At 65.6% G+C, this 21203-nt stretch carries 21 protein-coding genes; 7 read left to right on the plus strand and 14 right to left on the minus strand.

All coding sequences use genetic code 11. The annotated features are described in order from the left end of the window. Positions 1–4: 4 nt before the first annotated feature. The 3 genes from BM167_RS06765 to BM167_RS18370 form a co-directional block, all read right to left on the minus strand. A complete protein-coding gene (locus BM167_RS06765) occupies positions 5–1765 on the minus strand; it encodes a MutS-related protein (protein WP_092890576.1) in 1761 nt (586 codons plus the stop codon). A gap of 108 nt (positions 1766–1873) precedes the next feature. Further along, on the minus strand, positions 1874–2158 hold the full coding sequence (locus BM167_RS06770; protein WP_092890579.1) for a UPF0058 family protein: 285 nt from the start codon (positions 2156–2158) through the stop codon (positions 1874–1876). A 161-nt stretch (positions 2159–2319) separates the two neighbouring features. Further along, on the minus strand, positions 2320–2478 hold the full coding sequence (locus tag BM167_RS18370) for a DUF7563 family protein (RefSeq protein WP_177213292.1): 159 nt from the start codon (positions 2476–2478) through the stop codon (positions 2320–2322). Positions 2479–2700: 222 nt separating this feature from the next. On the opposite strand from BM167_RS18370, the gene BM167_RS06775 reads away from it, so the two are divergent. Next, a complete protein-coding gene (locus BM167_RS06775; RefSeq protein WP_092890582.1) occupies positions 2701–5049 on the plus strand; it encodes a PAS domain-containing protein in 2349 nt (782 codons plus the stop codon). Positions 5050–5200: 151 nt separating this feature from the next. Next, complete coding sequence (locus BM167_RS06780; protein ID WP_092890585.1) at positions 5201–6994, plus strand: bacterio-opsin activator domain-containing protein; 1794 nt, start codon at positions 5201–5203, stop codon at positions 6992–6994. A 295-nt stretch (positions 6995–7289) separates the two neighbouring features. Here BM167_RS06780 and BM167_RS06790 read toward each other — a convergent pair whose 3' ends face one another. From BM167_RS06790 to mce, 7 genes are all read right to left on the minus strand, one after another. After that, positions 7290–7490, minus strand: a complete 201-nt coding sequence (locus BM167_RS06790) for a DUF7835 family putative zinc beta-ribbon protein (RefSeq protein ID WP_092890591.1) — start codon at positions 7488–7490, stop codon at positions 7290–7292. 172 nt (positions 7491–7662) lie between these two features. Then, on the minus strand, positions 7663–8481 hold the full coding sequence (locus BM167_RS06795) for an N-acyl homoserine lactonase family protein (protein WP_092890594.1): 819 nt from the start codon (positions 8479–8481) through the stop codon (positions 7663–7665). A 54-nt stretch (positions 8482–8535) separates the two neighbouring features. After that, on the minus strand, positions 8536–8796 hold the full coding sequence (locus BM167_RS06800) for an SDR family oxidoreductase (RefSeq protein ID WP_245781314.1): 261 nt from the start codon (positions 8794–8796) through the stop codon (positions 8536–8538). Between the two features lie 76 nt (positions 8797–8872). Further along, on the minus strand, positions 8873–10021 hold the full coding sequence (locus BM167_RS06805; protein WP_092890597.1) for an acyl-CoA dehydrogenase family protein: 1149 nt from the start codon (positions 10019–10021) through the stop codon (positions 8873–8875). A 107-nt stretch (positions 10022–10128) separates the two neighbouring features. Next, positions 10129–11790 (minus strand): long-chain fatty acid--CoA ligase, encoded by a 1662-nt coding sequence (locus tag BM167_RS06810; RefSeq protein ID WP_092890599.1) that lies wholly within the window; start codon positions 11788–11790, stop codon positions 10129–10131. A gap of 77 nt (positions 11791–11867) precedes the next feature. Further along, complete coding sequence (gene menE, locus BM167_RS06815; RefSeq protein WP_092890602.1) at positions 11868–13535, minus strand: o-succinylbenzoate--CoA ligase; 1668 nt, start codon at positions 13533–13535, stop codon at positions 11868–11870. 52 nt (positions 13536–13587) lie between these two features. Beyond that, entirely contained in the window at positions 13588–13971 is a 384-nt protein-coding gene (gene mce / locus BM167_RS06820) for a methylmalonyl-CoA epimerase (protein WP_092890605.1), read from the minus strand. A gap of 125 nt (positions 13972–14096) precedes the next feature. Between mce and BM167_RS06825 the strand changes: the two genes are divergently transcribed. Continuing rightward, positions 14097–14303, plus strand: a complete 207-nt coding sequence (locus tag BM167_RS06825; protein WP_008418277.1) for a cold-shock protein — start codon at positions 14097–14099, stop codon at positions 14301–14303. 147 nt (positions 14304–14450) lie between these two features. Here BM167_RS06825 and BM167_RS06830 read toward each other — a convergent pair whose 3' ends face one another. Further along, a complete protein-coding gene (locus BM167_RS06830; RefSeq protein WP_092890609.1) occupies positions 14451–16130 on the minus strand; it encodes an acyl-CoA mutase large subunit family protein in 1680 nt (559 codons plus the stop codon). A 196-nt stretch (positions 16131–16326) separates the two neighbouring features. Here BM167_RS06830 and BM167_RS06835 point away from each other — a divergent pair, with 196 nt between their 5' ends. From BM167_RS06835 to BM167_RS06845, 3 genes are all read left to right on the plus strand, one after another. After that, positions 16327–17007, plus strand: a complete 681-nt coding sequence (locus BM167_RS06835) for an O-methyltransferase (RefSeq protein ID WP_092890612.1) — start codon at positions 16327–16329, stop codon at positions 17005–17007. A gap of 105 nt (positions 17008–17112) precedes the next feature. Next, positions 17113–17529 carry a nascent polypeptide-associated complex protein gene (locus tag BM167_RS06840; RefSeq protein WP_092890615.1) on the plus strand — a complete coding sequence of 139 codons (417 nt, stop codon included), beginning with the start codon at positions 17113–17115 and terminating at the stop codon, positions 17527–17529. Then, positions 17530–18252: a methyltransferase domain-containing protein gene (locus BM167_RS06845; RefSeq protein WP_092890618.1), complete on the plus strand. Its 723-nt coding sequence runs from the start codon at positions 17530–17532 to the stop codon at positions 18250–18252. 8 nt (positions 18253–18260) lie between these two features. Here the strand turns inward: BM167_RS06845 and BM167_RS06850 are convergent, their stop codons facing one another. The 3 genes from BM167_RS06850 to BM167_RS06860 all read right to left on the minus strand — a co-directional run bounded on the left by BM167_RS06850 (position 18261) and on the right by BM167_RS06860 (position 19571). Further along, positions 18261–18851, minus strand: coding sequence for a DUF6517 family protein (locus BM167_RS06850; protein WP_092890621.1), 591 nt, complete (start codon positions 18849–18851; stop codon positions 18261–18263). A gap of 61 nt (positions 18852–18912) precedes the next feature. After that, positions 18913–19236 carry a transcription factor S gene (locus BM167_RS06855; RefSeq protein WP_092890624.1) on the minus strand — a complete coding sequence of 108 codons (324 nt, stop codon included), beginning with the start codon at positions 19234–19236 and terminating at the stop codon, positions 18913–18915. 77 nt (positions 19237–19313) lie between these two features. Beyond that, positions 19314–19571, minus strand: coding sequence for a DUF5789 family protein (locus tag BM167_RS06860; protein WP_092890627.1), 258 nt, complete (start codon positions 19569–19571; stop codon positions 19314–19316). Between the two features lie 144 nt (positions 19572–19715). Here BM167_RS06860 and BM167_RS06865 point away from each other — a divergent pair, with 144 nt between their 5' ends. Beyond that, positions 19716–21203, plus strand: coding sequence for a methyl-accepting chemotaxis protein (locus BM167_RS06865; RefSeq protein WP_092890630.1), 1488 nt, complete (start codon positions 19716–19718; stop codon positions 21201–21203).

The following is a 21203-nucleotide window of genomic DNA, read 5'->3' on the forward strand; positions in this document are numbered from 1 at the left end:
CCGGTCACGATTCGGTCCACTCCACGTCCGAGAGCGTCTGTTGGACGGCCTCCTCGCCGACGGCGGCCGCCAGCGCCTCGAACCCCATCCGCTCGGACTGATCGCGCGCGTTGGCGACGAGACGAGAGACGATGAACTCCGGCGTCGATTTGCCGACGGTGCCGAACCGCGGTTGGTAATCGACGCGAAGCGCCAACTCCTCCGTTAGCCCCTCGGCGAAGATGCCGTCGATGCGCGCCTCCGGCGGAAGCGGGTCTAAGTCGTCCGCGAGGTGGGTGACGTAGACGCCGAGTGCGTCCTGCCGGACGGTGAGGTCCACCAACCCGTTGAGCAGGTCCGCGGCCCGTCCCGGTTCCGTGATGGCCTCGAACTCGTCGACGAGCATGAGCGTCTTGTCCCCGGACGAGAGGGGCGGGACGATGGATTTCAGCGTCGATTCGAGGACGCCCGCGTTGAAACTGGCGTGGCGGCGGTGAAAGACGACGCTGTCGAAGGAGCCGACCTCGGCGCGTTCGGCGGGGACGGGCATCCCCATCATCGCCAACAGCGCCACCTGACACAGCGTTTCGAGGAGCGTCGTCTTCCCACCGCTGTTGGCCCCGGTGAGGACGGCCACCCGGTCGCCCGACGGCGGACGCGGGCCGTCGTCGGTCTCTCCGTCCCCGCCGAGACTGTGCGTCCCGACGCCGTAGGTGACCGACTGCACGTCGCCGGAGAGAGCGAGGTTGCGCGCGCCGGAGACGGCGAGTCCGTCTTCGACGAGCGTCGGGCGGTGCAGGTCGTGTTCGGCGGCGAACCGGCCCAAAGAGAGCTCGAACGCGATGTCCGAGACGGCTTCGACGGCCGCGTCCACGTCCTCGCGTGCGGTTTCGACGTCCTCGCGGAGGTCGGCGGCGACTTCGGCCTCTCGTTTTTCGACCTCGGATTCGAGTTCCTCGACGAGCGTTCGGAGCGACGTGCTCGCGAAGTCCGCCTCGTCGTAGGCGTCCTCGGCGGCGGCAGACTGGATTCGCCCGCGCCGGAGGTCGGTCTCTCGGGCGACGTACTCGACGAACGCGGAGCGGAACTCGTCTAAGCTCTGGACGCCGCGCGACCGGACGGATTCGAGCACGTCCAACGCACCGCTCTCCAGCGACCGGACGGATTCGAGCGTCTCGCGGAGTGCGTCGAGTTCGTCGTCCGCGCCCGCCGCGACGGTGCCGTCCGCGTTCACGTAACCGAGCGCGCCCGACGCGTCGCGGAGTGCCTCGTCGTCGACGCCGTCGAGGGTGGCGAACGTCTGCCCGCGGAGGCCCGCCGCTCTGAGCGTGAGCGCCGTCTCGACCGCCGCGCGGTCGGTTCCGCCCGCCTCGTCGTACTCGGCGAAGGCGTCGAGCACCGACGCGCGAGCGTCGTCGTCGAGCGACGCCCACGCGTCCCGGGCCGCGAGGATTCCGTCGAGTCGGTCCTCGCGCGCCGCGGGGTCTTCGAGCGGTGTCGTGACGCGGATGCGGTCGGCCGCGTGTTCGGTGACCGCGTACTGACTCGCGAGCGTCAACAGTTCGTCGTACACGTCGCGGGCGTCGCGCGTCCCGAGAGCGTCCATCCCCGCCGCCCCGTTGGCGCGCCGGAGGATGCGAACCGCCCGCCCGCGCGGGACGCCCGCCTCCGAGAGAGCGCGGATATCGGCCCCTTCGATGGCTTCGACGGCGCGTTCGACGCCGAGTGTCTCCGTGAGATGTTCGCTCGTCTTCGGACCGACCCCCCAGTAGTCCTCAAGTCGCATACCGAGAACTACTCCGGGTGGCTCTTGTAGGTTGCCCGTCCGCGGCGAAACTGGTCGCGGCGGGCGGCGTCACCACTCCGAGGGGAATCGGCGAGAGAGAGAAGAGGGTTACCAAGTGGTGAGAGCGTGCTCGTCGGTAGACGGCGATTCGCCCGCGGTGGGTTCCTCAGAGGCGCGTTCTTCGGCTTCGCGTCCGGCGGCGACGGAGAGAATCTCCGACAGAAGCAGGACGGCCTCTTCGTGTTGGTCGCGCGACGCTCGGAGTGCCACGGGTGAAATGCCGAGTTCCTCGTACTCTGCGAACTCCTCTCGGGTCACGATACCTCGCTCGACGAAGTCCGTCGAGACCTGCTTGAGCAGGGCGTGATAATGTACCAGTTCGTTCTTCTTCATCGAACCGTACCTACGTTCTCAACGCACCTAAGAGACCCGCTTCGTGGAATAAAAAGCGAAATTAGAGACTATGGACGGGTTACTGTACGGCTCGCGACGCGTGGAAGGAAGGGGAACCGAAAGACGGGCGAATCTCCGAACCGCCGTCGGTCAGTGCCGCGTCACGTGACTCGCTTCGACCGCGCCTCGCGGACTTCGGACCCGTCGCGCATCATGTCCTCGCAGTGCGGACAGACGCGCGGGTCGTCGTTGTCTTGGGGCGTGAACACTCTGACGTAGTTCTGCGTGACGAACGACCCGCAGTTTTGGCACTCAGGCACGGGGAGGCACCTCCCCGAACGTCGTGGCCTTCGGTCGTGCGGCCGATGCGTCGTCGAGGGTCGGTCTAACGAGCATACTCGCATCTACCGACGAGAGAAGACCGCCTAAGTCGGCTGCCTATTTTGTTAGGCGCTCGCCCGGCGGGGGAAAGCGGTATATGGCTCTGCGTTCGACTCTCGAAGAACGAACGGTGCGCGTTCCGTCCGCACGTCCGAAGACCCATGGAGAACACTCGCGACGGTCCCGACGGCCACCTCGGTACGGACGTTCGAGAACACCTCGACCGTATCTCCGAGGCCGTCTTCGCCCTCGACACGGAGTTTCGGTTCACCTTCCTGAACGAGAAGGCCGAACTGCTGCTCGAACGCGACGAGGAGGAACTCCTCGGCTGTGTCCTGTGGAACGAGTTTCCGGAGGCGGCGGAGACGGAGTTCCAGCGAGGGTACGAACGCGCGCTTCGAGAGATGGAGGACGTCACGTTCACCCAGTATTACGATCCGTCAGATGCGTGGTTCGAGGTGAGCGCGTTCCCCTCGGAGACGGGGTTGACCGTCCACTTCCGGGACGTGACGGACCGACGCGAAAGAGAGAGACGGATAGAGATTCAACGCGACAGGCTCGACCTCTTGGAGACGTTCACGCACGTCGTCGCCGACGTCAGTAACGCCACCGAGGAGGCGGTCTCTCGGACCCACATAGAGCAGATGGTGTGTCGCCGCCTCGTCGAGACGACGTCGATGCGGTTCGTCTGGGCGGGGCGCGTCGAACGGGGGAGCGACGAAATCGTCCCCTCGGCGTGGGCCGGACACGAGGACGGCTACCTCGACGAGGTGACCATCACCGCCGACGGTGACAGCGAGACCGGTCGGGGACCGGCCGGACGCGCCGTGACGACCGGCGACGTACAGATTACGCAGTCCACGGCCGCGGCACCGGAGTTCGCCCCGTGGCGCGAGGCCGCACTCGACCGGGGGTATCGCTCCTGCGCCAGTCTTCCGTTACAGTACGACGGAGAGGACTACGGCGTCATCGGCCTGTACGCCGGTCGCGAGAAGGCGTTCGGCGAATCCACCGACGCGGAGGGACCACTCGACAGACTCGCGGACACCGTGGCTCACGCCATAGACACCGTAGAGCGCAGAGAAAGAGAGCGCGAACTGCGGCGTCGGCGCGAGGAGTTCTCCGCGTTGGTCGAGGACGTAGAGGAGTACGCCATCTTCCGCCTGGACGCGGAGGGGTACATCACGAGTTGGAACCGCGGCGCAGAGGAGATAAAAGGCTACGAGGAACACGAGATACTCGGCAGACACTTTTCGACGTTCTACACCGAGTCGGACGCCGACGACGGACTCCCGGCGGAACTCCTCGAACGCGCCGCGACGGATGGACAGGTCGAACACGAGGGGTGGCGCGTCCGGAAAGACGGGTCGAGGTTCTGGGCGTCCGTCGCCATCACGGCGCTTACGGACGACGACGGAAACCTCCGCGGGTACATCAAAGTCGTCCGCGACATGACAGAGAGGAAGCGCCGCGAACGCCGCTTGGAGGCGGTGTTCGACAAGACGTTCCAGTTCATGGGCCTGTTGGAACCCGACGGCACGGTGGTGAAGGTAAACGACGCGGCGGTGGAGTTCGCAGGAGAGAGCCGAGACGAACTGCTCGGCCGGCCGTTCTGGGAGGTGCCGTGGTGGGACGCGGGCGGCGACGTGGCGGGCCTGCGCGACGCCATCGAGTGGGCCGCCGCGGGCGAGTTCGTCCGGTACGAAGAGAACGCGAAAGCGGCCGACTGCGAGGGCGACGTGACAGTCGACGTCTCCCTGACGCCCGTGACCAACGAGTCCGGCGAGGTGGTGCTTCTCGTCCTCGAAGGACGCGACATCACGGAACGAAAGCGGCGCGAACACGAACTGCGGCGCGAACGCGAGCGACTGGAGTTCATGAACCGCGTCCTCCGGCACAACCTCCTCAACGGACTGAACGTCGTAAGCGCCCGCGCTGACATCCTCGCGGACTTCGTCACGGACGACGGCGAGACGCACCTCGAAACCCTCCGCGGACGCGTCGGGGAGATGGCCGACACCGTCGAGACGATGCGGTCGTTCACGAGAGCCATCGGCGACGACTCTCACAACCTCGAACCGGTCGAACTCGGGCCGACACTCGAACGCGAACTGGAGGCGTTGGACGACGCTCACGACGGCGCCGTCGTCGACGCTGAGGGGTCGATTCCCGACGTGGAGGTGATGGCCGACGAACTGCTCTCGAACGTCTTCGAGCAGATTCTCACGAACGCGGTCCAACACAGCGACAGCCCCGAACCCCGGGTGGTGGTGTCCGTCGAACCGGACGCAGAGAGCGTCGCGGTTCGAGTGGCGGACAACGGCCCGGGCGTCTCGGACGAGGCAAAAGAGCGGATAGTCGAAAAGAGCGTCGAGCGGTTATCGACGCCCGGCGACGGGTTCGGTCTGTTCCTCGTGAAGGAACTCGTCGATAGTTACGGCGGGACGATAGCCGTCGAAGACAACGACCCCGAAGGAACCGTGTTCACGGTGTCGATTCCGCGCGCTTGACTCTCGCTGGCGTCCGGCGACCGAGCGGTCATCGACGGTTAAGCGTACGGTATCGCCCGCGGTAGAACGGAGTATACACACACTAATTTTGAACAGTATGTCCTGTTGATGGCCAGATATATACTGGTGGATGGAGTGGCTACCGTATCCGATGTCCACGAAGCGTTCGCCGAGCCGAGAGCGAGAGGACAAATCGGCGGCGCCGGTCGTTCTCGTCGTAGACGACGACGAGGATTTAGCGGACACCTGCGAGTACTGGTTGCGTGACGACTACGACGTCCGCGTCGCGTACGGCGGACAGGAGGCCCTCGACGCGGCGGACGAAACCGTCGACGTCGTCCTCCTCGACAGGCGGATGCCGACCGTCTCGGGGGACGACGTCCTCGAACGCCTCGAGAAACGCGGCTTGGACTGCCGTATCGCGATGATGACCGCCGTCGAACCCGACACCGACATCGTCGAGATGGAGTTCGACGACTACCTCGTAAAGCCCGTCACCAAGACGGACGTCCGCGAGACGGTCGAAGAACTGCTCGTCCGGTCCGACTTCGAAGAGGAAGTCCAGCGCTTTTTCGCCTTGGAGTCGGCCGAATCCGTCCTCGAAAGCCGTGACCGCGAGGAACTCAGAGACCCCGACACGCTCGAATCGCTCCACGCGCACGTCGAATCGCTCCGGAGCGAACGCGAAGACGAGATAGAACTGCGCCAGCGCCAACTCGACCACCTCCACCACGTCAACAACTTACTGAGAGAGGTCGACCGGGCGATAGTCGACGCGACGACGCGCGAGGAGATAGCCGAGACGGTCTGTCTCTCCGTGGCGAACGAGGAGTCGTATCTGGGCGCGTGGATAGCGCGCTACAACCGGGCTATCGACGACGTGGACGCCCGCGCCACCGCCGGCGTCGATGCCGCCCGCCTGAGCGACCGGTCGGACGCGGTGCGGTCGTTGATACGCGACGCCGTCGAGTCCGAGGAGGTCAGAATCGTCGAACGACTCGCGGACGACCACCGCGACGCCGCGTTTCCGATGCGGGACCCAGGGGAGGCGGCGACGGCCGTCGCCGCCATCGTCGTCCCGTTGGTGTACCGAGAGACGACGTACGGTGCCCTCGTCGTCTACGCCGACGGCCCCTCGGAGTTCTTCGAAGAGCGCGTCGAGGTGTTCGAACAACTCGGGCGGAGCATCGGCAACGGCATCAGCGCCGCCGAGTCGAAGCGCCTGCTCTACAGCGATACCGCGGTCGAACTGGAGTTCGAACACACCGACGACGGCGACCTGTTCGTCGAACTGTCGAGGCGACTCGGCGGAACGCTGACGCTGAAGGGGTTCGCTCCCGAGGCGAACGGGAGCGTCTCGTGTTACGTCGCCGCCGCGGGCGTAGACGGCGAGACGGTGTTAGAGGAGGCGACGAAGCACGCCGCGGTCGAACGGGCCCGAATCGTCTCTCAGAGCGACGACGAGACGCTGTTGGAGTGGGAGCTAACCGGGTCGACGCTGCTCGCGACGTTCGTCGAGTTCGGAGCCGACGTGAAGACGCTCTCGGTCACGGACGGCGAGGGAACCGTCGTCACCACCGTCTCGCCCGACGCGGACCTCAGAGCGCTCATCGACTCCGTCGAGCGGTCGTTCGGCGACGTCTCCGTCGTCGCAAAGCGAGAGGTAGAGCGGTCGGTCCAGTCGACGGAGTCGTTCCGCCGCGAACTGGAGAACAGGCTCACCGACCGCCAACGCGACGTGTTGGAGACGGCGTTCGTGTCGGACTACTTCGAGTGGCCCAGAGGAAGCACCGCAGAGGAGGTGGCGGCGTCGCTCGGCATCTCCGCGCCGACGTTCCACGAGCATCTGCGCTCGGGCGAGCGAAAACTCATCGAGGCGTTCTTCGAGGAGACGAATCTCGAAACCGGCGACGGACGCACGCAGAGTCGAGCGGAGAACGACTGACCGGCGGTTCGGAGACCGGCGGTCCGACTCGTCTGCGTCTCAGTCGTCGGCAGAAGAAACGTCGCGGGGGGTCGTTCGACCGTCGCGGGCAGTTCGTCTTTCGGGGTCGGTGTCGTCGAACGGGGGGTTCGACGACGTCGGGTCAGATTGGGGGTCCGTCACCGCGAGTGCCGACGCGTTTGGGGGGATGCGTCGGGTCGGCGGAGAGGCGACGGTGCCGGTCGGGGTCGGGGGTCGCACCGTCGCGGGTGGGGTCATCTCGGCCCGCGTTCGGTGATCGTTCGATGAATCGGATTCAGGCGTCGTTCATCCGCTGGAGCGTCTCTTCGCCGCAGTGGGCGCACTTGGTGGCCCGGTACGGCTCTCGCGAGAACTCGCGGTTGACCTGTTTTGCGCTCTCGGTCTTGAGGGTGATCGAGACTTCGTGGGGAGTACGGGCGTCGCACCCGTCGCAGTACTCGGTCAGTTCGGTGAGCCCCGATTTGCTTTTGGACATGGTTGATCTCTCGATTACAGTATACAAGCTATCGGAGGATAGGTGGACAGCCTAAGCCGTTAGGGGACCCGTAGGGAGACGTGAAAGAGTGAGTGGTTCACTCGATAGGAGGCGTCTCGACGCCCTCTCGCCCCTCGTCGCCGAGAGACGCGGACTCGGGTCGGTGTGGCTCTCACTCGGCGCCCGCAGACAGGTTCCAGCCGTCGCAGAACGACTCGAACCGGTGTTTGTCGTGCCCGTAGAGCACGTCCGCGTCGGTTCGCCGCTCTATCTCCTTGAGCGTCTGGAGACTCTCGTACCAGTCGCGGTCGGACCACGAGAGACCGGGCCCGAGCGGTATCTCTTCTGTGTAATTTTCGTCCACGTAACACTCGTCGCCCGCGATGAGCACCGTCTCCTCGGGTAGGTCGATTCTCGCGCCGAGCACGCCCGGCGTGTGTCCCGGTAAGTGGAGCAACTCGAAATCCGCCGCGAGGGTGTGGCGGCGTCGGTGGACGACGTTCCAGTTCAGGTCGCGGTCGAAGTCCGACGCGAGGTAGGCGATAGAGCCTTGGTCCGTCTTCGCGGAGTAGTACGCGAACTTCAACTCCTCCTCGTGGACGTATATCGGCACGTCGGTGCCTTCGAACGCCGAGAGGCCGCCCGCGTGGTCCAGATGCAGGTGGCTCATCACGACGGCGTCGATGTCGGAGACGGCGTAGCCCGCGGCGGCCAAGTCGTCCGAGAGGGCGTGTTCGTCCGCGTCGACGTGTTCGAACGCCGCGTACAACGGGTCGGGCCAGTAGCCCTCTCCGGCGCGCGGGTCCGACCCCGTGTCCCAGAGGAACGTCCCCTCCGGGTGGTCCACCACGGCGTTCCAGACGACGAACTCCCGCATCTCGTGGGCGGGGTTCGGGTCCGCCGCGGTGCCCATCGTGTAACCGTCGAGGACGAACCCCGCGTCCGCGACGACGCGGCCTCTGTCCAGGAGTCTGACGCTCGCGTCAACCATGGCGGTAGTTAGGCGTCTCGACGGATAACTGTTGGTCGGCGACGGCGTCTCGGTTCAGAGGACGCTCTGGAGGATACCGCCGTCCACCGCGAGTGCCCGTCCGGTGACGTTGGGATTGGTCGCGTAGAAGACGGCCAGACGACCCATGTCCTCCGGCGACTGGTCGCGTCCGAGGGGGATGGCGCGTTCGATGGTGTCCTCGTAGTCCTCTCCGAGCGTCGGGGTCAACACCGGATTCCACATCGGCGCGTCCACGATGCCGGGGCAGATGGCGTTGACCGTCACGTCGTCCTCGGCGAGTTCGACATGGACCATTCTTCGACGTCGGATATACGTCTCCGAGAGAGACAGTTCGAGAATCGGGTATGGGAGACGCCGTCTCAGACCGACGTCAGGTCCACTGCCGGTAGATGAGGTTGCGCTGAATCTCGTTTGCGCCCTCGTAGATGACCGGGATGCGGACGTCGCGGTAGACGCGGGCGATGCGGCGTTCCGTCAGGATGGACCGGCCGCCGTGGAGTTGCATCCCCCGTTCGGCGCAGTCCGTCGCCGTCTCGGTGGACTTGGTCTTACAGATGGCCGCCCAGAACCCGGCGTCCTCGCCCTCGTGGACCTTCTCTGCGGCCCGCCAGTTGACTGCGCGCGCGGACTCGAACTCCATGCGCATCTCCGCGAGGGTGTGTTGGGTCGCTTGGAAATCGGCGATGTTGCGTCCGAACGACTCCCTGTCGTGGACGAAGTCGTACGCCTCCTCGATGGCCGCCGCGGCGAGTCCGAGTCCGTGGCCGCCGACGACGACACGCCCGTGGTTGAAGAACTCCGCGAGCATGTAGAAGCCGCCGCCCTCGGTTCCGACGAGGTTCTCCTCGGGAATCTCGCAGTCGTCGAAGACGATGTGGCCCTGCTTCGAGGCGCGCATGCCCATCTTCTCCGGGATGTGTTCTGCCTCGTAGCCGTCGGCGTCCGTCGGGACGATGAACATGGAGTAGTTCGAGTAGCGGTCCTCGCTGTCGCCCGTCTTCGCGTAGACGGTGAGCCAGTCGGCTTCGACGGCGTTTCCGACCCAGTACTTCTCGCCGTTGAGAACGTAGCCGTCGTCCGTCTTCTCGGCTTCCGTCGTCATCCCCGCCATGTCCGACCCGGTCTGGGGTTCGGAGACGGCGAGCCCCGAAATCTGGTCGTTGGCGGCCACGGGTCGGAGATACTCGTCTTTCTGCTCTTCTGAGCCGTACTGCTCGACTATCTCGCACCCGAACGACGCGAGCATGAGAGTCAGGGCGATACCGGCGTCGGCGCGGTAGAACTCCTCGTTGATGGCGAGAATCTGCTCTAAGTCGAAGCCGCGTCCGCCGTACTCCTCGCTGATGTCTTGGGCGACCAACCCCGCGTCCATCCCCGCCTCCAGAATCTCCCAGGGGTACTCTCCGCTCTCGAAGTACTCCTGTGCGTTCGGTGCGATGTGTTCGTCTGCGAACTCCCGCGCTTCCTGTTTCACGTCTCGGGCGTGTTCCGGCACGACGGTGTCGTCGAGAAGGTCCATGGGGTACGGTAGATTCCTAACGTAAAATAATCCATGGAACTTGAGAAACGAGAAAACGAGTTTACCGTTTGTTCGGCGGGAACGGGCGCGCCCGCCTCCCTCCGTGGTCAGTCGTTGGATTCCGGTGCGGCGTCGTCGGGCGTCTTCCCGGCGATGAGCGACTCGTCGTCGTACTCCTCGCGAAGCACCTTCTTGTCGAACTTCCCGGTGGCCGTCTTCGGAACCTCCTCTATGAACAACACGTCGTCGGGAACCCACCACTTCGGGAACTCCGACGCGACCATCTCGGTGAGGTCGGACTGCAACGCCTCGCGGTCTGCGCCCTCTCGCGGGACGACGAACGCGACGGGGCGTTCCTGCCAGCGTTCGTGCGGGACGCCGACGACGGTGGCCTCCGAGACGTCGTCGTGCGCCATCAGGGAGTTCTCCAGTTCCACGCTCGATATCCACTCGCCGCCGGATTTGATGACGTCTTTCGCTCGATCCACTATCTGGACGTATCCCTCCTCGTCTACGGTCACCACGTCGCCCGTCTTCAGCCAGTTCCCCTCGAAGTCCTCCTCGTTCGCCTCCGGGCGTTCGTAGTACTCCGTCGTCACCCACGGGCCGCGGACCCACAGTTCGCCGAAGTCCTCGCCGTTCCACTCGATTTCCTCGCCGCCGTCGCCGACGACGCGCATCTCCAGTCCGGAGGCGATGAGGCCCTGTTTGGCCCGTTTGTCGTATTTATCCTCCTCGTCCCACGACTCCATCCCCGGCTTGAGGTGCGCGACGGTTCCGATGGGTGACAGTTCCGTCATCCCCCACGCGTGGAGGACGTCGACGTCGTACTCCTCGTCGAACCGCCGGATGACGGATTTCGGGGCCCCCGCCCCGCCGATGACGATGCGTTCGAGCGAGGAGATGTCGGCGTCGTTCTCGTCGAGGTACTCCAAGAGTCCGAGCCACACCGTCGGGACGCCCGCGGTGAGGGTGACGCCTTCCTCCTCTATGAGAGTCGCGAGGTCCTCCGGCGAGGGGGACGGGCCGGGGTAGACGTGCTTTGCGCCCGCGGCGGTGGTCGAGAACGGGAGTCCCCACGCGTTGACGTGGAACATCGGCACGACGGGCATCACCACGTCCGACGACCGGAGGTCGAGTCCGGACTCCGGAAGCGTCGCCATCGTGTGCCCCCACAGCATCTGTTGGGTGTACTCGACGCCTTTCGGCTTCCCCGTGGTCCCCGAGGTGTAACACATCCCTGCGGGTTGCTCTTCGGGCAGGTCGGGCCAGTCGTACTCCGCGTCTCGGTCGGCGACGAACGACTCGTAGTCGGTCACCGGCGACAGCGACGTCTCCGGTACCTCGCTTCCCGTCACCACGTACTGTTCGACGGACGCGAACGCCTCCTCGTCGTAGGCGTCTTCTAGTTTCTCGATCAGCGAGGGGTCGACGAAGAGCAGTTCGTCGGCCGCGTTCTCGACGATATACTGGATGTGGTGGTCCGGCAACAGCGGATTGACGGTGTGCAGTTGCCCGCCCATCGACGGAGCGGCGAAGTACATCTCGAAGTGTCTGTGGTGGTTCCAACAGAACGTCCCGACCCTGTCGCCGCGCGAGACGCCGGCCGCTTCGAGGGCGTTGGCCAACTGGGCCACGCGCTCTTGGTACTCGCCGTAAGTGTACCGTTCGATGCCGTCGTGCGTCCGCGAGACGACCTCTCTGTCGGGGTAGAGTTTACTCGCGCGCCACAGGAACGGCCGCAACGTCTGATCGGTTGCTCCGGGCATGCCTCAGACCAACGTGACGGTGGGTAATTATCGTTTGTGTATAATGTCGGAGCGTTCGCCGCGTCCGTGGCCGCGACTCACTCCGGCGAGTCGGCGGGGGCGTCGTCGTTCTCTGATTCGACGCCTTCGTCGTTCTCTGATTCGACGCCTTCGTCGCCCTCCGATTCGACGCTCTCCTCGTTCCCCGGTTCGACGTCTTCGTCGCCTCCGTCGTCACTCCCGTCCACCGTTTCGCTCTCTGTGGGTTCCGCTTCTGTCTCCTCGCCGACCGCTTCGAGGCGTTCGCGGACGGCGTCTCGCTTCACCGTCCCCGAGACGGTTCGGGGCAGTTCGTCGGCGAACGCGACGATTCGCGGGAGTTTGAAGCCCGCGAGTCGCTCTCGGGCGTACTCCTCGACGACGTCGCGCGTCACCGCCTCGGAGGCGCGAACGACGAGTGCGCCGACGCGTTCGCCCCACTCGTCGTCGGGGACACCGACGACGGCGGCGTCTCGAATGTCCGGGTGCGACCGGAGCACGTCGACGACTTCGCCGGGTTCGACGTTCTCGCCGCCGGTGATGATTCGGTCGTCCACTCGGTTGAGGACGTACAGCCTGCCCGCCGAATCGACGTACCCCGCGTCGCCCGTCCGCAGACCGTACTCGCAGAACGCCTCGGCCGTCGCCTCGTCGTCGCCGTAGTAGCCCGGCGTGACCGTCGGCCCCGAAACGACCAGTTCGCCCGTCTCGTCGCCGTCGACCGGCGTCCCCGTCTCGTCGAGGACGGTCACCTCCGTCCAGTAGAGCGGTCGGCCGACGGTGCCGACGTTCCGGAACGCCTCTTTCGGGCGTGCGGTCGCTATCTGAGAGGCCGTCTCCGTCATCCCGTACGTCGGGTAGACGGGGACCGAGTAGTTTCGACACCGCTCTATCAGTTCCGTCGACGCGGGCGCGCCGCCGAGGAGGACGACCCTCAGCGACTCCGAGAGCGTCCCGCGCTTTTTGAGCATCCGGCGGAGCATCGTCGGGACGAGAGAGACTGCCGTCACGTCGTAGCGTTCGATGTCGTCGGCCGTCGCCCCCGCCCGGAACTCCGATCTGAGGACGACTGTCATCCCGTACAGCGGCATCCGGAGCACGGGCGCGATGCCGCCCATGTGGTGCAAAGAGAGGGCGACGAGCCACTTGTCCGCGGGGTCGAAGCCGAGTCTGAACGCGGAGGCGACGGCGCTCGAAAGCAGGTTCCGCATCCGGAGCCTGACCGCCTTCGGGTCGCCCGTCGTCCCGGAGGTAAAGAGGAGCAGTTGCGTGTCGTCGAGGTCCCACGAGGCGGGGGCGACGGTCTCGGGAGAGACGTCCGAGAGCGAACTCGCCGCGTCCGTCGTCGGCGAGTCGACGCTGACGACCGGTACCGACTCGGTGGCATCGACCGCTCTCCGTTCGGTTTCGGCCCCGCAGACGAGGGCGGTCAGATCCGCCGTCTCCGCTTGCGCCCGGAGTTCGGTCTCGGTCAGCCCGTCGCCCAACGGGACGAGTACCGTCCCGAGACGCATCGCGGCGTGGAGGAGACGGACGTAGGCGACGCGCGTCTCCATGACGACGCCGAGGTGGTCGCCCGACTCGATTCCGAGGGCGGCGAGATGCCCCGCCGTCTCCGCTACCATCTCGTCGAGTTCGGCGAACGTCCACGAATCCCCGGTGGAGGCGAGCAAAAGCGCCGTCGCGTCGGGCGTCACCCGAACCCGGTGAGAGAGCCAATCGCGCATCGTCCGCTACTCGCGTCGGGGGCTGAATAGAGTACCGTCTGCGGCGCGTCGGTCAGTGCGAGACGAACTCCACGAGGACGCCGCCCGTCGATTTCGGATGGAGGAACGCCACCTCGTGACCCCACGCGCCCTGTCTCGGGTTCTCGTCTATCAGTTCGACGCCCACCTCTCGGGCCGTGTCGAGTGCGTCCGCGACGCTGTCCGTCCGGACGGCGACGTGGTGGATACCGGGGCCGTACTCGTCGAGATACCGCCCTATCGCCCCCTCCTCGTGGGGTTCGAGCAACTCGAAGTAGCTTCCGCCCAGTTCGAGAAACAGCACCGACATCCCGTCGAACTCCTCCTCGTGGACGAGGGGCGCGTCGAACAGTTCTTCGAACATCGCTGCTAGCCCGGCGGCGTCGGCGGACGCGACGCCCACGTGGTCCAGTTCCATGGATATCGGCACCAACTACCTCGACGCTGATAATTCTACGCCGCAGAGCGGAGGCGAGTCAGGAGGGTCGTGGTACCGCGACCCTCGGAAGGGTTATCCCTCCGTCGGCTCTCTGTTTATTCGTAATGGCAAACGGTAAGGTTGACTTCTTCAACGACACAGGCGGCTACGGTTTCATCTCGACTGACGACGGCGACCTCGACGACGACGAAGACGTGTTCTTCCACATGGAAGACGTCGGCGGCGAAGACCTCACGGAAGGGACGGAAGTGGAGTTCGACATCGAATCCTCGCCGAAGGGCCCGCGCGCGGCGAACGTCGTCCGGCAGTAATACCGAGACACGACTGTCGCCGACGGCGACAGAACGACACTCTCGATTTTTCAGACGGTTACGCGCCCCGAGCGAACGCTATCTTCAGACTCGTTTCCGACCCGCGGGGTGTCGGAGAGTCGATGGTTCGGCGGTGAGACGTCCCTCTCAGGCGTGACTCGGGTGGTACTCGCCGAACTCCTCGCGGAGGACGTTCGACACCTCACCGACGGTCGCGTACGCCTTCACCGCGTCCACGATGTAGGGGACGAGGTTGTCGTCGCTGTCGACCGCCGCCCGGAGGGCGTCAAGGGCCGCCGCCACCGACTCGTCGTCGCGTTCGGCTCTCACCGCTTCGAGCGTGTCGAGTTGCCGGTTTTCCTCCTCCTCGGCCACCTCTTGGACGTCCGGGTCCGGTTCCTCGTCGACGCGGAACTCGTTGACGCCGACGATGATTCGCTCCCCCTCCTCTATCTCGCGTTGGCGTTCGTAGGCGACGTCCTGAATCTGCCGTTGGACCCACTGGGACTTCACCGCGTCGAGCATGCCGCCGCGGTCGTCCACCTCCTCTAGAATCTCGAACGCCTCCTCTTCGACTTCGTCCGTGAGCGCTTCGACGTAGTAACTCCCGGCGAGTGGGTCGATGGTGTCCGCGACGCCCGACTCGTGGGCGAGAATCTGCTGGGTGCGGAGCGCGGTGCGGACGCTCTGTTCTGTCGGGAGCGAGAGCGCCTCGTCTTTCCCGTTGGTGTGGAGGCTCTGGGTGCCGCCGAGGACGGCGGCCATCGCTTGGTACGCCACGCGGACGACGTTGTTCTCGACCTGTTGGGCCGTCAGCGTCGAACCGCCGGTCTGGGTGTGGAACTTCAGTTGCTTGGATTTGGGGTTCTCCGCGCCGAATCGCTCCTCCATTATCTTCGCCCACATGCGGCGGGCGGCGCGGAACTTCGCCACCTCCTCTAAGACGTTGTTGTGCGCGTTGAAGAAAAACGACAGTTGCGGCGCGAAATCGTCGACGTCGAGTCCGGCGTCGAGGGCCGCCTGTACGTACTCGATGCCGTTTCCGAGCGTGAACGCTATCTCTTGGGCGGCGGTCGACCCCGCCTCGCGGATGTGATACCCCGAGATGGAGATGGTGTTGAAGCCCGGCGTCTCCGCCGTGCAGAACTCGAAGACGTCCGTGATGAGCCGCATCGACTGCTCCGGCGGGTAGATGTAGAGGTTCCGCGCGATGTACTCTTTCATGATGTCGTTTTGGATGGTCCCGCGGAGTTCCTCTCGGGGGACGCCCTGTTGGTCGCCGACGGCGACGTACATCGCCAAGAGCACCGCCGCGGGCGCGTTGATGGTCATCGAGGTAGACACCTCGTCTAAGGGGATGCCGTCGAACAGCGTCTCCATGTCCCGAAGCGAGTCGATGGCCACGCCCGACTTTCCCACCTCTCCTGCGGCCATCTCGGCGTCGGAGTCGTAGCCCATCTGCGTCGGCAGGTCGAACGCCACCGAGAGCCCCGTCTGTCCGTTGTCGATGAGGTAGTGGTAGCGCTCGTTCGTCTCCGCTGCGGTGCCGAATCCGGCGTACTGCCGCATCGTCCACAGGCGGCCGCGGTGCATCGTCGGGTAGACGCCGCGGGTGTACGGTTCCTCGCCGGGGAATCCGATATCGTCCTCGTAGTCGTGGCCCGAGACGTCGTCGGGCGTGTACAGTCGCTTCACCGACTGGCCCTGCGTGTCGGTGGTGAACTCGTCTTCTCGTTCCCCGAAGCGGTCCAGCGTCGGCGAGAGCGTCTCCTCTTCCCACTCCGCTTTCGCGTCGCGTATGCGCTCTAACTCGTCCGGGTCGAACATGGTCGAAGATGCGAGTCGGGCCACCTTAACGATGTGCGGCCGCGCGCCGGTACCTCCGCGGGACACCGATTTTCCGGTGAGATGGGCGGCTCGCGGCCGGTTCGGACGGAAGCGCCGGCGGATGCCGCCCGAAGTCGAATCCGCGCTCCCGTCTGCGGGCCGTACGCTTACGTTCTCGCCGGTCGAAGCCCGCCCCATGAGCGACGACGCCGAGACGATTCGACGGTTCGTCCGGGGACTGGCCCCGGAACACGACGATATACACGCCGAGATGGCCGCGTACGCCGACGAACACGGCTTCCCCATCGTCGGCCGGGAGGCGGGCGGGACGCTCAGACTCCTCGCGCGCCTCACGGACGCCGACCGAGTGTTCGAGTTCGGGTCCGGGTTCGGCTACTCGGCGTACTGGTTCGCCAAAGGCGCCGCCCCGGACGCGCGGTTCGTCCTCACCGAGTACGACGGCGACGAACTCGACATGGCGCGGGAGTTCTTCGAACGCGCGGGCCTGACCGACCGAACGGAGTTCCACGAGGGCGACGCCCTCGCGGCCGTAGAACAGTACCCCGGACCGTTCGACGTCGTCCTCGTCGACCACGAGAAATCCCGGTACGCCGATGCGTTCCGAGCCGTCCGCTCGAAAGTCGCCCGCGGCGGCGTCGTCGTCGCCGACAACGTGACTCACGGTCCGGCGGACGTGTCGGCTCTCACCCGGTACGTCGAGGGGGAACCGCTCGACGCCCCCGACGAGTCGACGGAAGGGATCGCGTCGTATCTCGACGCCGTGCGGGCCGACCCGGAGTTCGAGACGGTTCTGCTTCCGGTCGGCAACGGACTCGCGGTCAGCGTCCGAACCGGCCACACCGCCACGGAGTCGTAAGCCGAGCGACGATACCGGCGTTCGACGCCTCCCCATCGGCCGACGGGACCGACCCGCCGAGCGGTGTTCGCCACGCTTTTGCTATCGGACCCCGACGCTTCGGGTATGTTTGGCGGAGGCGGCATGAACCCACGGAAGATGAAACAGATGATGAAACAGATGGGCATCGACGTCACGGAACTCGATGCGGAGGAGGTCGTCATCAAGACGGCCGACGAGGAACTCGTCTTCTCGGACGCGCAGGTGACGCGGATGGACGCCCAAGGCCAAGAGACCTACCAGATAGTCGGCCAACCCGAGTCGCGCGAACTCGGCTCCGGCGGCGACGATACGGTCGCAGTCGAGTCCGGCGCGGGCGGCGCGGCGGAGGCAGACGAGTCCGCCTCCGAGGGCGACGCCGAGATTCCAGACTCCGACATCGAAATCGTCGCTCAGCGCGCGGGCGTCGGCAAGAGCGAGGCGAGAGACGCACTCGAAGCCGAGAACGGCGACCTCGCGGCCGCTATCTCGCGACTCGAATAAGTGTACCTGCTCGTCCACGGGGACCGAGAGTACCTCCGCGGACCGGGAGAGGAACTCCAGACCGACCTCGGCGTCCTCGACGTCCCCGAAGACGTCGAACCCGGCGAGACGTTGGAGACGCATCTCGGCGAGGAGTTCCTCGTTCGCGGTCTGCGCGGCCCCGACCTGTTCAACCACCTCGAACGCACCGGCGCGCCGATGATGCCGCGCGACATCGGCCTCGTCGTCGGCCACACGGGCGCGGCCGCGGGTGACCGCGTCTTAGACGCCGGAACCGGTACGGGCGTCCTCTCGGCGTATCTCGGCCGGATGGGCGCGGAGGTGACGACGTACGAACGAGACGCCGAGTTCGCCGACGTGGCCCGACAGAACATGGAGATGGCCGGCGTCGCAGAGACCGTCGACGTTCGCACGGGCGACCTGACGGCGGAACTCGACGAACTCGACGGCGGGTTCGACCTCCTGACCCTCGACACCGGCGACGCCGCGGACGTCGTCCGGCGCGCGCCCGACCTCCTCGTCAGCGGAGGCTACGTCGCCGTCTACTCGCCGTTCGTCGAACAGAGCCGCGAGGCCGCTCTCGTCGCGCGGGAGGTCGGCCTCTCGGACGTGGAGACGGTCGAAACCATCCAACGCGAGATGGACTTCGGCGAACGCGGCTCTCGCCCGTCCACCGCGGGAGTCGGTCACACGGGCTATCTCACGTTCGCGCGAAACGAGTAGCCTCCCGACTACCGCGTCGCGCGTATCATCTCGAACAGTTCTTCTCTGAACCGTTCCGGTTCGAAACAGGCCGCAACCGCGTCGGGTCCGGACGCGACGGCCCGCGGGTACGCGCCCCCGGCCGCGAGAAAGTCGCTCCCGTCGGACCACACCGCGAAGTACGCCTCGACATCGACGCACACGTCGCCGACGGCGACGCGCGCCTCGTATCTCGTCAGGTCGGCCGTCTCCTCTCGAACCGACCACCGGCGGGAGTCGGCGGCGCGGACGGCGTCGAACCCCCTCTCGCGGAGGGTATCGGCGAACCCGGCGTTCGCTCGGTTCGCGACGATTCTCGTCATCGCCCGCGAGGGCGGCGCGGCGGGGGCGAGGCGGAGGCGACTCGCGAAGAAAAAGCGCCACGTGGCGTCCGCATCCGCGTCCGCGTTCGCTTCGACCCTCTCTTCGACCCGTTCTCGGAGTGCGTCGTCGGCGAGGACTACCGTGTGCGCGCGGACGGAGACGACGCGAACGTCGAACGGCGTCGTCAGTTCGTCGGAGGCGACGCGCCATCCCTCGGGCACGGGCACCGTCGGCGACGGGAGGTCCGACGAAGGCATACCCACCGCTACGGGCGACGCGAACTTAATTCGACGTCCGAACCGGAGCGTCGCGGGGTCGTCAGTGGTCGTCTTCGCGCCACTTGTGACTGCACTCGACGCAGGTGAAAAAGCGCGTCTCCGATTCGTCGGCGGAGCGAATCTGCTTCATCTCGTAGCGGGCTTTGTCGTGTCCGCACTTCGGGCAGATGACGGTGGTCGTCGGGCCGATATCGGCGTCGTCCACTTCGGACATGTCGACGACTTCGCTGTCTTCGCGCGCCGCGGTGGAGGTCATGTGCGACTCGTCGGCCTTGTCGCGCAGTTTCTCGTAGCCGCAACTGCCGCAGACCCACTCGTCACCGTCCGTCTTCATCATCGAACCGCATTCGTCGCAGAACTCCATTCTTACAAGAGAAAGTCGCTTCTCGGACTTAAACGTCCGGAAAACGCCGCGGCGAAGAGTCCGCGACGCGGGCGATGTCAGGCGTCTCCGTCCGACTGTCCGGGTTCGCCAAGCGCCTCGATCGGCAGGGCGTTCTGTACCTCCTCGTACAGTTCGTTCGGCCCGTCGAACGATTCGCTGCCGGTGTCCGCTATGACGGCACCGAGGTTCGCCTCGCCGTCGGCCAGTTGCAACTCCACGTCCGAACACTCCGCCGCCGCCTCCGACCGCGAGATGGGGTAAGAGAGTTCTCGCAGTCTCGATTCGACGCGGCTCAGTTTGACGTCTTCGGTCATACACGGTGTTCGGCGCCCGACGGCTTATCGCTGTGGTACGTCACCGTTCCGTGAACGTCGTCGTTCCGAGTACTCGCAGCCGGTAGAATCATAGTTGATAACTCGAATGTGGGCTTTATAACGCTGATTCACACAGAGGTGAGCATGAACCTCGGTCTACTCACTCGGTGGTTGCAAAGCGGCGACGAGACGCGGGAGAAACGGACAGACGGGGGCGTCGTCGCGAACGACGTCGCGACGGGAACGGACCCGAACCCGGTCCGGGAGACGCCCGACCGCGCGGGCGGGTTAGACCCGGCTATCGACGCGGCCGACGAGACGGAACGCCTGCAGAAGGAACGCGACTACTGGCGCGGCCTCTTCGAGCAACTCGTTGAGTCGCACCCCGAACCCGGATTCGTCATCAGTAGCGACGACACGGTGGCGTACTTCAACGAAACCGCGGAATCGGCGTACGGGATAGACAGAGACGAGATGGTCGGAGCGAGCCTCGAAGAGGCGTTCGAAAAGGAGAAGAAAAACGAGGAGACGTTCGCCGAGGAGACGCTCAAGCGCGGTGAGGCGGCCCAAGAAGACGAGTTCCGGCAGATTCAGACGCCCGCGGGGACGGAGTGGGTTCGTTCGACCGCCGTCCCCCTCTCCGACACCGAGGGGAACGTCGTCGCCGCGTTCGAGACGACGTCCTCGGTGACGGAGTTCGTGGAGCAACGCGAGGCGATAGTCGAGGCACAGACCGGCGTCGAAGAGACGCTTCGGTCCGCCGTGAACGAAGCGACCGAGGCGACAGACCGGGTCGACGACTCACTCGGTGAGGCGGCGTCGCTCGCGGGCGAACAAGCCGAGAACATGGACGAGGTGTCGGGTGAAGTCGGGTCGCTGTCGGCCACCGTCGAGGAGATAGCCGCCTCCGCAGAGGAGATAAACCAACGCTCCGAGGAGGCAGAACGCCTCGCAGAGGAGAGTACGGAGTCCGGCGAGGACGCCGTCGAGGCGATGGAAGACGTCGCAGAGAGCGGGGACGAAGCGGCCGAACAGACCCGCCAACTCGCAGAACAGGTCGCCGAAATCGACGACATCGTCGAAGTGATAAACGAAATTGCCGACCAGACGAACATCCTCGCTCTCAACGCCAACATCGAGGCGGCGCGGGCGGGCGAGGCGGGCGAAGGCTTCGCCGTCGTCGCAAACGAGGTGAAGTCGCTGGCGAACGAGGTCCAAAACGAGTCCGAGCGAATCGAAGAGATAATCCAAGAGACGCGAGGTGACGCCAGCGAGACGGTCGAGAGCATCGAATCCGTCACCGAGGAAGTGCGCTCGAACGCCGACGCCGTCCGCGAGATGGTCGAGAACCAAAACGCCATCGCCGAGGAGGTGCGCGCCACCTCGACGGGGATGGACGACATCGCCGCCGCGACGGACGACCAAGCGGTGCGGACAGAAGAGGTAGCGAGCATGGTCGACACCGCCGCCTCCCGGTCGAAGTCGGTGCGTTCGGAGGTGAAAGACGCCGCGGCGGCCAACGACGACCAGATGGCGGTCGTCGAGGACATCGAGTCGTCGGCGCGCGAACTCGAATCCGTGATGTCGGCCATCGACGCCGCGGACGGAAGCGACATCGTCGATACGGCGTAA

Source organism: Halopelagius inordinatus (genome assembly GCF_900113245.1).
Classification (GTDB): Archaea; Halobacteriota; Halobacteria; order Halobacteriales; family Haloferacaceae; genus Halopelagius; species Halopelagius inordinatus.

Excerpts from the sequence above, each read along its gene's own strand:
- BM167_RS06850 (WP_092890621.1), bottom strand. The coding sequence starts at position 18,851 with ATGCCTTCGTCGGACCTCCCGTCGCCGACGGTGCCCGTGCCCGAGGGA.
- BM167_RS06855 (WP_092890624.1), bottom strand. The coding sequence starts at position 19,236 with ATGGAGTTCTGCGACGAATGCGGTTCGATGATGAAGACGGACGGTGAC.
- BM167_RS06835 (WP_092890612.1), top strand. The coding sequence starts at position 16,327 with ATGAGCGACGACGCCGAGACGATTCGACGGTTCGTCCGGGGACTGGCC.
- menE (WP_092890602.1), bottom strand. The coding sequence starts at position 13,535 with ATGCGCGATTGGCTCTCTCACCGGGTTCGGGTGACGCCCGACGCGACG.
- BM167_RS06780 (WP_092890585.1), top strand. The coding sequence starts at position 5,201 with ATGTCCACGAAGCGTTCGCCGAGCCGAGAGCGAGAGGACAAATCGGCG.
- BM167_RS06775 (WP_092890582.1), top strand. The coding sequence starts at position 2,701 with ATGGAGAACACTCGCGACGGTCCCGACGGCCACCTCGGTACGGACGTT.
- BM167_RS06840 (WP_092890615.1), top strand. The coding sequence starts at position 17,113 with ATGTTTGGCGGAGGCGGCATGAACCCACGGAAGATGAAACAGATGATG.
- BM167_RS06795 (WP_092890594.1), bottom strand. The coding sequence starts at position 8,481 with ATGGTTGACGCGAGCGTCAGACTCCTGGACAGAGGCCGCGTCGTCGCG.
- BM167_RS06810 (WP_092890599.1), bottom strand. The coding sequence starts at position 11,790 with ATGCCCGGAGCAACCGATCAGACGTTGCGGCCGTTCCTGTGGCGCGCG.
- mce (WP_092890605.1), bottom strand. The coding sequence starts at position 13,971 with ATGGAACTGGACCACGTGGGCGTCGCGTCCGCCGACGCCGCCGGGCTA.
- BM167_RS06800 (WP_245781314.1), bottom strand. The coding sequence starts at position 8,796 with ATGGTCCATGTCGAACTCGCCGAGGACGACGTGACGGTCAACGCCATC.
- BM167_RS06765 (WP_092890576.1), bottom strand. The coding sequence starts at position 1,765 with ATGCGACTTGAGGACTACTGGGGGGTCGGTCCGAAGACGAGCGAACAT.
- BM167_RS06770 (WP_092890579.1), bottom strand. The coding sequence starts at position 2,158 with ATGAAGAAGAACGAACTGGTACATTATCACGCCCTGCTCAAGCAGGTC.
- BM167_RS06825 (WP_008418277.1), top strand. The coding sequence starts at position 14,097 with ATGGCAAACGGTAAGGTTGACTTCTTCAACGACACAGGCGGCTACGGT.
- BM167_RS06790 (WP_092890591.1), bottom strand. The coding sequence starts at position 7,490 with ATGTCCAAAAGCAAATCGGGGCTCACCGAACTGACCGAGTACTGCGAC.
- BM167_RS06805 (WP_092890597.1), bottom strand. The coding sequence starts at position 10,021 with ATGGACCTTCTCGACGACACCGTCGTGCCGGAACACGCCCGAGACGTG.
- BM167_RS06865 (WP_092890630.1), top strand. The coding sequence starts at position 19,716 with ATGAACCTCGGTCTACTCACTCGGTGGTTGCAAAGCGGCGACGAGACG.
- BM167_RS06830 (WP_092890609.1), bottom strand. The coding sequence starts at position 16,130 with ATGTTCGACCCGGACGAGTTAGAGCGCATACGCGACGCGAAAGCGGAG.
- BM167_RS06860 (WP_092890627.1), bottom strand. The coding sequence starts at position 19,571 with ATGACCGAAGACGTCAAACTGAGCCGCGTCGAATCGAGACTGCGAGAA.